The 15808-nt window shown below is 36.3% G+C and carries 13 protein-coding genes; 6 read left to right on the forward strand and 7 right to left on the reverse strand.

All coding sequences use genetic code 11. From position 1 onward, the window contains the following. The first annotated feature begins 229 nt into the window (after window positions 1-229). Window positions 230-1747 carry a bifunctional ADP-dependent NAD(P)H-hydrate dehydratase/NAD(P)H-hydrate epimerase gene (locus tag IW16_RS10400; RefSeq protein WP_034743437.1) on the forward strand — a complete coding sequence of 506 codons (1518 nt, stop codon included), beginning with the start codon at window positions 230-232 and terminating at the stop codon, window positions 1745-1747. A 126-nt stretch (window positions 1748-1873) separates the two neighbouring features. On the opposite strand, the gene lgt is transcribed toward IW16_RS10400, so the two are convergent. Both lgt and yidD read right to left on the reverse strand, forming a co-directional pair. After that, window positions 1874-2722 carry a prolipoprotein diacylglyceryl transferase gene (lgt, locus tag IW16_RS10405; protein WP_034744213.1) on the reverse strand — a complete coding sequence of 283 codons (849 nt, stop codon included), beginning with the start codon at window positions 2720-2722 and terminating at the stop codon, window positions 1874-1876. Between the two features lie 468 nt (window positions 2723-3190). Beyond that, window positions 3191-3433: a membrane protein insertion efficiency factor YidD gene (gene yidD / locus IW16_RS10410; protein WP_034743439.1), complete on the reverse strand. Its 243-nt coding sequence runs from the start codon at window positions 3431-3433 to the stop codon at window positions 3191-3193. Window positions 3434-3534: 101 nt separating this feature from the next. Here yidD and IW16_RS10415 point away from each other — a divergent pair, with 101 nt between their 5' ends. Beyond that, the gene (locus IW16_RS10415; protein WP_034743442.1) at window positions 3535-4812 is read left to right on the forward strand and encodes a replication-associated recombination protein A; all 1278 of its coding nucleotides are present in this window, start codon (window positions 3535-3537) and stop codon (window positions 4810-4812) included. Between the two features lie 54 nt (window positions 4813-4866). Here the strand turns inward: IW16_RS10415 and IW16_RS10420 are convergent, their stop codons facing one another. The 5 genes from IW16_RS10420 to IW16_RS10440 form a co-directional block, all read right to left on the reverse strand. Beyond that, a complete protein-coding gene (locus IW16_RS10420; RefSeq protein WP_034743445.1) occupies window positions 4867-5307 on the reverse strand; it encodes a hypothetical protein in 441 nt (146 codons plus the stop codon). Between the two features lie 245 nt (window positions 5308-5552). Then, window positions 5553-7757, reverse strand: coding sequence for a DUF2339 domain-containing protein (locus IW16_RS10425; protein ID WP_034743447.1), 2205 nt, complete (start codon window positions 7755-7757; stop codon window positions 5553-5555). A 109-nt stretch (window positions 7758-7866) separates the two neighbouring features. Continuing rightward, window positions 7867-8574, reverse strand: a complete 708-nt coding sequence (locus tag IW16_RS10430; protein WP_034743451.1) for a hypothetical protein — start codon at window positions 8572-8574, stop codon at window positions 7867-7869. Between the two features lie 365 nt (window positions 8575-8939). Next, window positions 8940-9788, reverse strand: a complete 849-nt coding sequence (gene pheA, locus IW16_RS10435) for a prephenate dehydratase (protein ID WP_034743453.1) — start codon at window positions 9786-9788, stop codon at window positions 8940-8942. A gap of 110 nt (window positions 9789-9898) precedes the next feature. Further along, complete coding sequence (locus tag IW16_RS10440) at window positions 9899-10309, reverse strand: acyl-CoA thioesterase (RefSeq protein WP_034743455.1); 411 nt, start codon at window positions 10307-10309, stop codon at window positions 9899-9901. A gap of 136 nt (window positions 10310-10445) precedes the next feature. On the opposite strand from IW16_RS10440, the gene dnaA reads away from it, so the two are divergent. From dnaA to IW16_RS25670, 4 genes are all read left to right on the forward strand, one after another. Beyond that, a complete protein-coding gene (gene dnaA / locus IW16_RS10445; protein WP_034743458.1) occupies window positions 10446-11900 on the forward strand; it encodes a chromosomal replication initiator protein DnaA in 1455 nt (484 codons plus the stop codon). Window positions 11901-12015: 115 nt separating this feature from the next. Further along, entirely contained in the window at window positions 12016-12465 is a 450-nt protein-coding gene (locus IW16_RS10450) for a low molecular weight protein-tyrosine-phosphatase (protein ID WP_034743460.1), read from the forward strand. A 161-nt stretch (window positions 12466-12626) separates the two neighbouring features. Next, entirely contained in the window at window positions 12627-13325 is a 699-nt protein-coding gene (locus IW16_RS10455) for an SAM-dependent methyltransferase (protein WP_034744216.1), read from the forward strand. Between the two features lie 573 nt (window positions 13326-13898). After that, complete coding sequence (locus IW16_RS25670; protein ID WP_084694528.1) at window positions 13899-15701, forward strand: lytic polysaccharide monooxygenase; 1803 nt, start codon at window positions 13899-13901, stop codon at window positions 15699-15701. Window positions 15702-15808: the final 107 nt, after the last annotated feature.

Below are 15808 nucleotides of genomic sequence, written 5' to 3' on the forward strand. Positions count from 1 at the left end.
AATTAGTATACACACAAAAATATAATTAAAAAATGTAAAAATCATTACTTTTTAAAGTTTTTTTATTCCATAATTATTGAATTATGCACTGCATTCAAAGGCTTTTTTCCTCATAAATAATAGTGTTCAGCTAAATTTTTACAGGATAATATTCTAACCGTATTTTTATTGTTTTCCTCAACCGTAAAGGAAAACTTTCGTAATTTGGTTAAAAATTTGACAGAATATTATGAAAGTTTTTACAGCAGAACAAATACGGAAATGGGATCGGTTTACCATTTCGCAAGAACCGGTTTCCTCCATACAGCTTATGGAAAGAGCTTCAGAGGCATTGGCAGGATGGATCTCAGAAAACTGTAAAAATCACAAAAAAATAGCTGTATTCTGTGGTACCGGAAATAATGGTGGTGACGGATTAGCTGTTGCAAGAATCCTTTACATGAAGGGGTTTGATGTAGATATTTTCATGAAGAACATAAAAGGAAAAGTGTCAGACCAAGCTTCAGTAAATTTAAAAAGACTGCGGGATCTGTCGGGAATTTCTGTCAGGGAGTTCAAAGAGGCCGATCAGTATAATTTTGACAGTAAAACGATTATTGTTGATGCCCTGTTCGGGACCGGCTTGTCGAGACCTTTGGAGGGGATCTATGAAGAGTTGGTAGAGGTGTTGAATGAGAAAAACGCTCTCAGGATTTCTGTAGATATTCCTTCGGGTTTACCTGCTGATACTATGTTTGAAGAAAATGCAGTTATTTTTAAAGCCGATTACACCCTAAGCTTTCAATGTTGGAAGAAAAGCTTTCTCCATCCGGAAACAGGTCAATACGCAGGGAAAGTAATCATTCTTGATATTGGACTGCATGCCGAATATTTGGAATCAGAAAACAGTGACTATTTTACGGTAGATGAAAAAATTATTGACCGCATTTTTAAACCCAGAAAGGATTTTTCACATAAAGGTACCTACGGTAAAGTGATTATTGCCGGTGGAAGTTATGGTAAAATAGGAGCAGTAGTACTGGCGACTAGATCGAGCTTAAAGACCGGAGCTGGCCTTACCTTCACATTGGCACCAAGATGTGGATATGAAGTTTTACAGATCTCATGTCCTGAAGCAATGTTTATAGAAGGTGGTGCCGAATATATAGAACATTTTAAAGCGGAAGACAATACGGTTTATGGCATTGGACCAGGTCTTGGCACTCATGCAGAAACAGAGAAAGGGTTACTTGAGTTTTTAAAAGAATATGACGCTCCTTTGGTTTTAGATGCTGATGCACTTAATATAATATCAAAAAACCATAACAATCTGAAACTAATTCCTGAGAGATCTGTGATTACCCCGCATCCCAAAGAATTTGAACGCTTATTCGGGAGTACAGAAAATTCATTTGACAGACTGAATCTTGCCCGTGAAAAAGCTTCAGAGCTAAATATTTATATTGTATTAAAAGATCATCATACTCAGATTATTACCCCCGAAGGAATTGTATTTTATAATATAACAGGAAATGCAGGGCTTGCTAAAGGAGGGAGTGGAGATATTCTTACCGGTATTCTGACTTCACTGCTTGCTCAGGAATATTCTGAAGAAGAGGCTGGTATTTTGGGCGTATGGCTTCATGGCAGAGCAGCTGACCTTGCCTCAGAAAAATACTCTAAAGAATCAATGCTTCCTACAGGCGTGATTAATACATTCGGAAGTGTTTTCGAAGAATTAAACAGAAGGGGCGGAGTCAAACTATGATAATAGTATAAAACGAGCTGAACTTTGGTTGTAAATTTTAAATAAATTAGATCTGTTTAAAAAGGAAAAGGGCAAATTCGCTTATATGCAAATTTGCCCTTTTCCTTTTTATTGTATCACCTCTTATTATTCAGGTTTTTCATTTTCTGCCTGAGTGATTTTGAATTTTTTAGAAATAATCATGATAACAACACCGGCGATCATAAAAGGTATCGATAGTACCTGCCCGGTATTCAGTCCACCAATCTGGATGAACTCGTCTCCTTGAGGTTCCTTCAGGAATTCAACAAAGAATCTGACAGCCCAAAGAATAATAAAAAACAGTCCGAATAACCACCCTTGCTGATATTTTTTGTCTGTCTTTCTGTATAAGAACCATAGTAAAATAAACAGAGCTACGTAGCCTGCAGCTTCAAAAAGCTGGCTCGGATATCGTGGAACTGTAAGGCCGTATTCGCTGCTCTGTTGAGGAAAAAGAATAGCAAAAGGAGAATCAGGAGAAACCGGTTTCCCAACAATCTCCGAATTGAAAAAATTACCTATTCTTACAAATGCACCTCCTAAAGCAACCACAATTCCAATTCTGTCATATACCCAGAATGGATTTTTCTTAATAATCTTAAATGAATAATATAAGGTTGTAAAGATAAGAGCTATCGTAGCACCGTGACTTGCCAGTCCTGAAAATCCTGTAAATTGAAATCCATTTTTAGTGCTTATCGGTAAAAATACACTCCAAAAATCTTCCTTAAAAAGTTCCGGCTGGTAGAAGATCACATGGCCTAGTCTTGCTCCTAAAATAGTTCCGATCAACGTCCACGTGAAAAGAGGTTCAAGATATTTTTGGTTTACATTGTCAATTTTGAAAATTCTTAGCATTAAGATATAACCCAGACCAAATGCAAGAACAAACATTAAACTGTAGAAATGTAACGTAACAGGTCCCAGTTTGATGCCTTTTGAAGGATCCCAGATTTTGAAAGAGGTCTCAAGTGTTACATTGTCTGATTCTGTAATAGGTTTTGCAGCCTTTACAGCATATTTGAAATGAGTGATATTGTCTTTTGTTGCAGGAGTATCGATCAGTTTAAAGTTTTTATCAAAAAATTGATAGTGTGAACTCTTGTATTTTTCCAGAATCAAATTGCCCGAATCAAAATGAGCGGGCTCTAAATTTGAATCGTTCAGGATGACCAGAACATTTTTATCTGTAGTATTTCCGGGAAAAGCATTAAGAGCAATGATCTCTGTCGTAGAATAGATTTTTACAGGGATATTGCTTTCATTTACTTTTAGAGTTCCTTCGGATAATCCTCCAGGATATTCCTGAGCAAATGCAAACTGTGTGATAAATGCAAACAAGACGATATAAATTCTGAAAAATAGGTTACTCATTTCTATTGATTTAATAGTTTGTTACTGACTTAATAATTGGTTACAGATTTATTTTTTGGGTGGAACAGGATCATAGCCGCTGCCTCCCCATGGATGACATTTTGAAATTCTTTTTACACCCATCCACAATCCTTTGAATATGCCATGTACCTGAAGTGCTTCTACCATATAATGAGAACAGGTAGGTTCATAACGGCAGTTTTTTGGAAGTAAAGGCGAAATAAACCACTGGTAAAATTTGATCAAAATTACCAAAGGAAAACTAATGATTTTATTGAATGTAAGTTTCAAAACAATGCAAAAATAGGGTAAAAAAATTAAAATTAGTTTAATTTTGTTAGAAGTTTAAGGGAGGTAAACCTTAATCCGCTGATCAAAAAAAATAAATTATCTTGAGTCAAAATATTCCATTAGCTGAAAAACTAAGACCCAAAACCCTGGATGAAGTACTTGGGCAGGAACATCTTACAGGCGAAAAAGGGACGGTCAGGAAGATGATCGAAAATAATGCACTGAATTCATTGATTCTTTGGGGGCCTCCGGGAACAGGGAAAACGACACTGGCCGAAATCATTTCTGAAAAATCAGGGAGGAAGTTCTATAAACTTTCCGCAGTTTCTTCGGGAGTAAAAGACGTACGTGACGTTATCGACGATGCCAAAAAACAAAACCTGTTTTCAGGAAAACCACCTATTTTATTCATTGATGAGATCCACCGGTTCAATAAATCCCAACAGGATTCGCTTTTGCATGCTGTTGAAAAAGGATGGATCGTTTTAATTGGTGCTACTACCGAAAACCCCAGCTTTGAAGTTGTGTCCGCACTTTTATCGAGAAGTCAGGTCTATATTTTGAAGGCGCTGAGTTACGAAAAGCTTGAAGAATTAATTGATACAGCATCACAGAGTTATAATAAAAATGAAGGGACCCACTTTAAAATTGCAGAGAAGGAAGCTTTCATTCAGTATTCCGGGGGAGATGCCAGAAAATTGATCAATTCTGTAGAACTTGTCTTTAATCAGTACAGGAATTCAGATAAAGAGGAGATCAGTAACGCAGATGTTCTCGAGATCCTTCAGGAAACAATGGCGCTTTATGACAAAAACGGGGAGCAGCATTACGATATTATTTCCGCTTTTATAAAATCTATGCGGGGAGGTGACCCGAACGGTGCTGTGTATTGGTTGGCCAGAATGATTGCAGGGGGAGAAGATATTAAATTTATTGCACGGAGAATGCTTATTCTTGCCGCTGAGGATATTGGGTTAGCCAATCCTAACGCTTTAGTTATCGCAAATAACTGTTTTCAGGCCGTCAATGTCATTGGAAATCCGGAGTCACGAATCATTTTAAGTGAAACAGCTGTATATCTTGCTGTTTCTCCTAAAAGCAACTCTACCTATATGGCAATCAATGATGCGCTGGCTCTTGTAAAAAAGACTGGAAATTTACCTGTACCGCTGCATCTGAGAAATGCACCCACCAAACTGATGAAAGACCTGGATTATGGTAAGGAATATAAATATGCCCATTCATATGAAGGTAATTTTGTAGATCAGGAATTTCTACCGGAGGAAATTAAAGATGTAAAACTTTACCAACCCGGTAACAATGCTACAGAAAAGAAAATTTACGAAGAGCTTAAGAAGAAATGGAATAACAGATACTAAATAAAAAAGGATACTTTCAAGGTATCCTTTTACTGTTATAAAGTTATGGGTGATTTATTTTGTAGTACCTGTACTAAGAAATAATGTTTTTTTACCATTATGATCTTTAACTTCTGTAGATCCAATGACTTCAGCATAAATCTTAGTAGTGCTGTCTGAAAACTCATATCCTTCGAAAAAAACAGGATTGTTTTCTGGCAGTCCATTTTGTGCATTCAGTTGAGCAAGAGAAAATCTGTCCAGTGCCTCATAACCGTTTTTAATTTTGAATTCCGTAATCCCTTTTTCTGCAAGGAAGCTATATTTTTTTAAGGCTTGTGGTAATCCTGCAGGGCTTTTATAGATGTTTGAACTCTGAACGATTGCTTTTTTTGCATTGAACATGCCTACCGTTCCAACAATATCATTGGCGACAGCAAACTTTACAGAAGGATTCTTCTGGGCAGATAGGACTGCAGATGATAATATTAAAAAAGAATAGAGTATTTTTTTCATAACCGGAATATGTAACTGTTAAAAACTGGATAAATATAATTATTTTTTATAAAATGTGAATGAAATTTTGCAATATTTTAAATATTGCTTAGAAATAAAAGCATTTATTAAGAATTTTTGAGTTTGAAGTATAAGACATTTAATAATTGGTTTTAAAATTAACACTGCAGGGAAAGCTATATTGGATGGCACAATAAAATTCAGATTTAAATGCTTTTTAATCTTTATTATTTCTTGAGCTTTCTTTATTCCTCTTTTTTATCTACTATATTTTTAATAAGATTTTTTATTCTCTGGAAAGTAAATGAACTCAGTAATAAAATGATTCCCAGAATAATAAAGGCTGTAATTCTCGAAATGTTATCCATTTGCCATACATCATAGCTGTAAAGTTTAAGGACCATAATTCCGATAAGAACAAAACCTATCCTGCTGTATTCCGGAATTGTTTTTTTTAGACTTATATAAATAAAAATACTCGCCAAAACGGTCCAGATAATAGGGAGGTATAGAATTGTAAAATGTTCTTTTACTTTATAGATAGGTGATAGCTCATTTACAGAGCCTAAAACATAGGTATTGTAAAATCCACAGCTTATTGAAATGACAAGTGTTATTGAAATAGCCCAGTACGAGATGTTTGTTTTATAAAAATGCGATATTGAAGAAGGTTTCCATAATATATAGATGAAAGGAACCCAATACAGAAGATGAATCATATAAAAACCAAACGTAAGTTCCTTCTGTAAAACAGAAGTGACTACTTCTGACGCAGCAAACGAAGCATTGAATGCAGCCAGAATAAGGAACAGGTAAATAAGTCCCGTATGAATAAATCCGTCAATATCGAGCTTTTTCCTGAGCAGTAGTAAGATAAAGATGTAATAGATGCTAAAAAGAAGCCCAATGCTCATTATCGCCGGACCTGGCATATCTGAAATATGATAGATGATCTCCAGAAGGAAGGCCAGATATATTACTCCATAGCTTACAACAGCGAAAGTATTTTCGAAAAAACGATCTTCCGTCTTCTGGGTATTGTTAATTCTTTTTAATAAAAATAGATTAAAGATAGTGGTTGCAATAGTAACAAGACTCGTTAAGAATACCGGATTAAATACAATGTTCATATTCTTGGCATTGAAATATTCTGCCCATGTGATGATCTGTGCAATAATGACGAGTGGAAAGAGAACATAAAAGCATTTTTTGAAAATATGGTGTCCGCTTTTTTTCCATATATAAAGTAGAAGTGTTGATTCCACGGCCCAGACGCTTGTAATGAGATGAGCTTTAAACTGAAGGGCTACTGCTACAGTAAAAAGGCTAATGGTCAATGCTGCGAAAATTGAATAACTGAAGCCAAAATTTTTCTTTCCATATTCTCTTACCAGAAGCAGCCCATTAGCAACGGCAAAAAGAAGGGGGAAGATAATTACAGGTTCGTAGTTTAATGTTTTAAACGTATAAATCAAACCGATTATGCTTGAAAAATTGATCAACACAAGCATTAAAGTATTCCATTGGGAGAGTGTGTTTTTTTTAACATAATCCTGAAGGGCAAATACATAGAAAATAAAGTAGCTGATCATATAAAAAACAATACTGAGAAGTTCAGTCTTTTCCGAGGTCCAGTAGAAAAGATAAATACTTGTAAAAGTATACGCAGTCCATCCTACGCTTTTCCAGTTTTTGAGGAATGCGGCGGCGAGCATACCAATATTCAGTAGGGTGAGATAAGTGAAAAGGAAAAGATAGTTGCTCTGTCCGGTACTGATCATCAATGGAGCAGAGAATCCGCCCAGCATGGCGAAAATAATTAATATCTCACTTTTATAATAATAAGCAAGGGCGATGGACACGATAGTGATTAAAGTAGTGATCACAAAAGCGGTGTTCTGAGTAAACAAATGATATTCCCTGAAAGCAATAGTCGTTGTAAAATACAAAACAGCAATGCCGCCGCCGGTAATAATAGATGCGAAAACAGCGTAGTTTTTTCGTAGGAAATGACCAGCCAGCATAATTCCTGCCCCGGCAGCCAAACCTATTCCGGCTCTTGCTGTTTCCCCGATCCAGTTTTTGTCTATAGCATATTTTACAAAATAGCCGATTCCAAGAACAAGAGTGAAAATTCCGATGATTGTCAAAACGTTTTGTTTTAAAAAATCAAAAACAGGTGCCAGCCAGTCTTTTTCAGGTACAGAAGGAATTGTTTCACGATGGCTGTCTTGGTGAATACTGATTGACTCTGTCGGATTTGAAGTGCTTACATGATCGGGTAATTCCTCTTTCGGTTCTTCTTGTATCGATGTATTTTGTTGAGGTTGAGTTATTTTTAAATTTAAATCAGAAATTTGTTTCTCCAGTCTTCGAATCTTACTGTTAAGATTGTTGAAGATAAGAAAAAGAACGACTATGATTAATATGACCAGAAGAAACTCACTCATACTTTAGTTTTTATCAAATATAAAGTAAATGTTTTTAACGTTATAAAATTAATCCATCACATATTCTGTGATGGATTAACTGTGCAGAGTGATTAAATTGTGTTATTGATTAATTTGAAACTTTGTAGATGTAGAATGATGTAAGACTGGTTGATAACAGCCCCAGGTTAATTCCCGGGTCTAGAAATCCAAAAGCAATTCTATCACCGGCCTGGAAAGAATATAATGCATTGATATTCGTGTCCGCTATAGTTAAACTGGCCACTACAAGATTGATACCACTGAAGGTGCGGGTGTCTATTAGTGTGGTAGTTCCAGCTCCTGCTCCTGTTGTTTTGGTAATTCCAATACCCGTACCACTGCTTAATAAAGAAGCTTGTATTCCCGTTCCAAAGCGGAAGGAATATGATATAGCATACACACCATCAGATGGTACTGTATAAGATGAAGTAGCGTCATTAAATAAAGCAGCATTCCCTATCGTTCTTTCTGCTGATAAAAAATTGACAGGTTTGAAATTTCCGAAAATACCCACCGAAAGAAGGCTTATGCCTGTGGCTTTTTTTGCAGCAAATACACTGCTGTTCACGGAAGAATTTAAAAGCAGCTGAGGGTCAACTTTAGAAACCTGTGCTGTTGTATTGTTCAGTGCTAAAATTTCATAGCCTGGGAGGGTTGCAGAAAGGGGGATATCCCTAACTTTCATAGTTCCATTGACGTCCAATGTGGCACTAGGCGCAGATGTATTAATTCCAACTTGGGAAAAAACGGGAATCGCCGATAAAGCTAAAAGTAAGCTGTAGATTTTGGTTTTCATGAGTAAGTTTTTTAATTAGTTTTCAGTTTAAACAATGCAAAAATTATGCCTTTTTGCGATATGTTTATTTATATAACAAATATAGTACAAAAAATTTAAACAAATGTTTGTTTTTACTGATATGTCGCTTCGTAATCAAGTTATGTATCATTATTTTTAAAAGGTATAATAGGGTAAAATTAAATAATTTATTTTAATAAATCACTATATTTTGATTTAACAAAAATGTCAAAATGATTAATTCTGTCACATAAAGTGACAAAATTGAATGGTCTTTTTGTCAGTAATTTTCAATATATAAGGGTGTTACATAAAAAAACACTGCTCGTAAGGGCAGTGTTAATTTTTTAATAAGTTTGTTTTTTTTAACTTTCCAAAAGGAATTCTTTGTAGTTTCCTAAGAAATCAACTTCGGCATTGATGGACTGAAGTTCCAAAAGGGCATTACCGTGCAGAATATCTTCCCAGGGTCCTTCCACATTAATAAAGAAGAAATAATTGCCAAGACCTGTTTTCAACGTTCTTGATTCAATTTTGCTGAGGTTCATTTTTCTCCATGCAAACACCGAAAGAACCTGATGAAGACCTCCTGGGTGATCCTCAGGAAGGTTAATAAGCATGCCTGACTTTTCTCCCAGTATTTCGAGACGGTCATTAGAATAGATACTCTTCTTTTTTGAAATCACAATAAAACGGGTATGGTTCTGTTCGAAATCCTGAATGTTTCTGTGAACAATATTTAATCCATAAAGATTGGCTGCAAACTGATTGGCTACTGCCGCTATTTTCAAATCCCTGTTTTCAGAAACATATTTTGCAGCAGCAGCAGTCGATGAAAAATCCTGTCTCATAATTTCTTTGTAACGGGTATCAAGAAAATGGAAGCTTTGTGCTAAAGCCTGCGGATGTGAATATATTCTTTCAATATCCTCCATCTTATGGTCGGGGTGAATCATCAGGTGATGGGCAATTGGCATGACTCCTTCTGCTTCTATTTTAATTGACGGTGTTTTATATAAATAATCCAGTGTCATAGAAACCGTTCCCTCAATCGAATTTTCCAGAGGGACCACCGCTTTTTCAGCCTCTCCACTTTCAACGGCATTAAAACAGTCTAAAATATTAGCCTGAGGTACAAGTTCATCATTCGGAAACAGCTGGGTGGCCGCGAGTTGTGTAAAACTCGCATGAGGTCCCAAAAATGCAATCTTCATAGTGTATATATATAAATGTAAATTAGAATGGTATTTTAATGCAAAGATGCAAATTAGTTTAAAACCAACCATCTTTCATTGATTATATCATGCCTCTTTTAGATAATCTGCTACCTGTTCCAGTTCTCTTCAATAAGCTTCATCAAAAAATCCGGACACCTGATAATCTTATTGGTTTTTGCATCTAAAAAGAAAAGAGTAGTGGATGCTTCGGTGATTTTAACCTTCTCTTCATTGAAAATTTCGTACTCAAATTCAATTCTAACTCCCGGAATCTTTTTAACATAGGTATGAATTTCTAATTTTTGGTCATAGAGCGCCGGACGGATATACTTAATTTTATAGTCCGAAACAGGGAGCCAAATTCCTTGGTTTTCAATTTCATCGTATGAGATTCCTATGTTTCTGAAGAGCTCAACTCTACCAATTTCGAAGTACTGCGCATAGTTCCCGTAGTACACATATTTCATAGGGTCTGTTTCTGCGTAACGTACTCGTATTGAGTGTGTTGTATGTATCATTTTTAGTCTGTATTTATGCATACAAATATATTTTTAAATAATCAATACCCGCAATATTTTTTTTTGAAAAGAAAAAATTGGACCTTTGTCTTCCTTCTAAAAAAAGTACTAACAAAGAATTAATCGGGGCATAAATATGGATGAAAATTTAATGATGATATGGCAGAAGTGCCTTCAGTTCATGCGTGATAATTTGAACGCAGCTGAAGACAATTCTGATCTTAAGAAGCTTGAAAAATCCTTCGACATGCTATTCGATAAGGTACAGCCACTTTCGTTGGTTGCCAATAACCTTACGCTTATAGTGCCGAGCGATTTTTACAAGGAATATATTGAGGATAACTACCTATCCCTGCTTTCTGCTGCCCTGAAGAAAAATCTTGGAAAAGGAGTGAAATTATGGTACTCAGTAATGGAAAACAGGCCTACCGGAGAGGAAAAGCCAGTGACAATGAATATGAAGGGGAAAAGCGTTCCTACACCAAAAATGCAGGAAACAATGCCGCAGGGATTCTCTGCTAATATCGTAAACCCTTTTGTAGTTCCGGGAATTAGAAAAGTAAATATAGATTCTAACCTGAAATCAGACTACTCTTTTGATAATTATATCGAAGGAGAGAGTAATAAATTTGCTGCCACAGTAGCGCGTTCAATTGCTAAAAGACCAGGTGCAACCGCTTTCAACCCATTGTTTCTTCACGGAGGATATGGAGTAGGAAAAACCCACTTGGGACAGGCTGTAGGTCTTGAAGTAAAAAGTCAGTTTCCGGATAAAGTAGTTCTTTATCTGTCTTCTGAAAAATTCATCCAGCAGTTTATTTCTGCAGCGAAAGCACACAAACAGACAGAGTTTGCCAACTTCTATCAGATGGTAGATGTTTTGATCATCGATGATATTCAGTTCCTGTCCGGTAAATCTGCAACACAAGATAGTTTCTTCCATATTTTTGATCATCTTCACCAGAATGGAAAGCAGATCATCCTTACTTCGGATAAGGCTCCTGCAGATATTATGGATATTCAGGAAAGAATTGTTTCCCGTTTCAAATGGGGACTTTCTGCTGAGATCAAATCTCCGGATCTTTCTACCAGAAGACAGATTATTGTCGATAAATTAAGCAGAGACGGAATTGTACTTCCAGGGGATATGCTGGATTTCCTTGCTGCCGAAGCTAAGACCAATGTAAGAGAGCTTATTGGTGTAATCAACTCTGTAATCGCTTATTCTACGGTGTATAAGACAGATTTAAGCCTTGAATTGCTGAAAGATACAATCAATAAGATTGCTGCTAATCAGAAAAAGGTCATCAATATTCCTTACATCCAGGAAGTGGTATGCGATTATTTCGGAATCAAGAAAGAACAGCTTCTTTCTAAAACCAGAAAAAGAGAAATTGCACTTCCGAGACAGTTGGCTATGTATTTTTCAAAAGAACTAACGAATGCTACCTTTAGTAAAATTGGTGAAGAAATGGGAGGAAAAGACCATTCAACAGTAATGTACGCTTGTGACACCATTAAAGATGTATCCAAAATTGACAAAGAGGTAAAGAAATACGTAAAAGATCTTGCTGAGAAAATCAAGAAATAAAAGATAATTTAATCTGAATAAATTAAAATGGAGAATAGTTTTATTCTTCATTTTTTATTTAGTTTTGTTGATGAAAGGAAATAAAAATACTTAATCCTTCAATTAGAAAAAGTATATGAAAATATTGATGGTCTGTCTTGGTAATATTTGCAGAAGTCCTTTAGCAGAAGGAATTATGAAGACAAAAGTCCCTGAAAGTTTTTTAGTGGATTCCGCTGGAACAATCTCTATGCATGAAGGAAAACATCCGGATAAAAGAGCAGTAAAAACAGCAGCAAATCACAGTGTCGATATTTCAAAACAGAAGTCAAGACCGATTACAAAGGCTGATTTTGAGATGTTTGACAAGATCTACTGTATGGATATTGATATCTACGAGGATGTGATCTCAAAGTCAGCTAACGAAGATCAACGCCGGAAAGTATCATTGTTTCTTGAGACTTTAGGTGATCATAAAAACGCCGAAGTTCCGGATCCTTACTGGGGTGATATGACAGATTTTGAAGAGGTATTTCAGTTGATTGACCGAGGTTGTGAGGCTATTAAGAAACATATCCTTGATTAAATAAATTTACTCAGGTAAGTGGTATTTTTACACGGAAAAAGAAATTCTTACCTTTGTTAAAATAAACGAAGAATGGAAAATTTCATGCATTACATTCTCAGTTGAACCAGCTCATCATTTCAAACAATCTTCTTTACAAGAAAGAACTAAAAATCAATAAAATGCTTTTTTTACTCCCAGCCTATTTATCTGAAAATACTTCTATCACTCATTTTTCACCTGTTCTGAAAGATTACATCATGCAGACCGATTACTTCTTTGTAGAAAATGAAAAAACAGCCAGAAAGGTGGTCAAATTCTTTGCTCCTGAAAAGAAGCAGTCTGATCTCAAACTGTTTTTATTAGACAAATACACGGAAAATGCTGATATCAAAGAAGCGCAGAATCTGATGCTTCAGGGACAGGATTTTGGACTTCTTTCTGAGGCCGGTCTTCCATGTATTGCGGATCCTGGAAACTTAATTGTAAAATGGTGTCATGAGAAAAATATCAGAGTAATTCCTGTTTCCGGACCTTCATCAATTATTCTTGCTTTGATCTCCAGTGGATTTAATGGGCAGGAATTTACCTTTCATGGTTATCTTCCTATAGACAAAGCCGAAAAGAAAAAACAGATCCAGCGTTTAGAAAGCATGGTTCAGCAAACGGGATATTCTCAGATCTTTATGGAGACTCCTTACAGGAATAATCCACTTTTTGAAGACCTTACCAAATTCCTTTCTCCTAACACAAAGCTCTGTATTGCTGCCAATATCAACGATCCGGAGCATGAATTTATTCAGACAAAAACCATCAGTGACTGGAAGAAAGCGAAACCTGAACTTCATAAGATTCCAGCTGTATTTGTGCTGGGAAAGTAAATAGATAATTTACATCCCTCTTTACACTTTAATCTAAAACTCTTTCCGAAGATTTTATCTTGAGAGCTAATAGTCAAATTTGCGAATAAGCGGATTTGACTTTATGTTTTTCGCTTTTTTGTTGGATTTATAGGAATAATGACAGGGTAATCGCGTACAAAACGACAGAGCATTTGCATTTTATTACGAAAAATATTCTCACAAAAACAATCTATTATTGATATTTTAATGTTTTGTATTTATGTTAGTTAATATTAAACATAATTTTATTTATTTTATAGAATTTTTTATTTAAATCATAATATTTAAGTTGTTTTTTTAAATTTAGGTACTGCTTTTACGAGTCCCGTTTGCCATACTTAAATCATTAATCTCACGAATCCGGGGTTTTTGATTTGGAAAACTTCAGCTGTAAATTCGTTAAGATATTCACTGGGATTATTTGATCATGCATAGATTTATATAGATGAAAATAGGGAATGGAGCCATTATTTCTTTAGTAACTCTGGTCATGGGAAAAGAAAGTGAATATCGGATGAGCAGACCAACACCAGACACCTTAAATAATTAAATATGATTAAACTTAGAATTCTTTTCTCAGCAGTACTCGTTTTATGTACTCTGATATTTTCTTCAACACACCTGTCAGCGCATGGATATGTAATGAGTCCGGCCTCTAGGGGCTATCAGGGAAGTCTGGATAAAACGTCACTCGGTTATAACACTGCATTGAGCTTATATGGCAGCGTTATTAATGAGCCGGGATCTCTGGAAGCCAAAAAAGGATTTCCGGCACTTGGCCCGGCTGATGGAATGATTGCTTCTGCCAATGGAAGTATAGGAGGCAATACTGTTCTGGATCTTCAAACTGCCGACCGATGGAAGAAAACCAATATCACAACCGGTGTGAATACTTTCATCTGGAAGTATCTGGCTTATCACGCCACTGCAAAATGGCATTATTATATGACGAAACCAGGATGGAATCCTAATCAGCCGCTTTCACGTCAGAGCCTGGAGCTTATCGGTGAAGTGATTCATAATGGAACACCACCACAGGATAATACACCGCATCATATTACGATTCCCGCTAATCGTCAGGGGTATCATATTATTCTGGCAGTTTGGGATGTTGCAGATACCGCCAATGCATTTTATAATGTAATCGATGTCAACGTACAGTCAACAGTAACGCCTACAACTCCAGCTGTACCAACTGGATTAACTAAGATTGGAGTAACAGGTTCTTCTGCTAAAATCAGCTGGACATCACAGACAGATGCTGCATCTTACACGGTTTTCCGCAATGGACAGGAAGTGCAGAGTGTAAATGTTCCTGAATTTGAAGATCAGGGTTTATCTCCAAGTACCAATTATACTTACGAAGTGCAGGCGAAAGGTTCTACAGGATTGACTTCACAGAAAAGTGCACCGCTCATTGTAAAGACCAATGACCAAAATGCTCCTGAGAAACCTGTAGCACCATCAAATCTCCACTCGATGGGAGTCACTGAAAATTCTGTTTCACTGATGTGGACTGCTTCAAGTCATACACAGGGCATTAAAAATTATCAGGTTTTTGAAAATGGGACTAAAGTGGCAGAAACGGTTCAAACCAGTTTCTTACGGACAGGTTTATCGCAAGATACCGAATACCGCTACACCGTGAAAGCTGTTGCACAGAACGACCAAATATCTGATGCAAGTAATGAATTAAAGATCAGAACGAAGAAAATGGAAGGAGGAAATGGGCAAATATACTGCGGAGCTGAGCAGTATATTCCTGCCAATGCGTATCCAACAGCTCAGACCGCAGTATTCTATAATTGCAAAATCTGGAAAAACAAATGGTATGCTAATCCTAACGAACTTCCCGGAACCAATATGGTTTGGGAGGAGATAAGTGCATATACCGAAGGTCCAGATTGTCAGTCAGGTGGTCCGGTTACTTATTGTGGATCACAGGCCTATAATTCTGCAAAGGCTTATTCGGCTGCTGGTACAAAAGTATTTTATGCCTGCAAAATTTGGGAAAACAAATGGTACGCAAATCCAGGGGAAGTACCCGGAAGCAATTCGGTATGGAAAGTAGTAAGTGACTGCAGCGAAAGCCAGGAATGCACTGGTTCAGCGCTTAAAGGTCAGGAAGATGGACTTTCAGTAATTGTATCAGATAACCAACTGAATTTTGCGCCGGAAAGTTACTATGGAAAAATCAGTGAAGTGAATGTATTTAATACCCAGGGGCTTCAAATGGTTTCTTCAAGAAATCCTGTAAAGAACAGTATTAATATCAGTGCCCTTCAACCGGGAATCTATTTTGTGAAGATTCTTTATAAAGGTGGGGGAAGTGTAACCAAAACAATCAAAAAATAGTCTGGTGTAGAAACTCGACAAAAGAAAAATTTAACAAAAGCCGTCCTTGTATTAAGGGCGGCTTTACGGTGTTAATAGCTTTAAATAAAATAGCCGTTAAATTTGCT

It is taken from the genome of Chryseobacterium vrystaatense (genome assembly GCF_000737765.1).
Lineage (GTDB): Bacteria > Bacteroidota > Bacteroidia > Flavobacteriales > Weeksellaceae > Chryseobacterium > Chryseobacterium vrystaatense.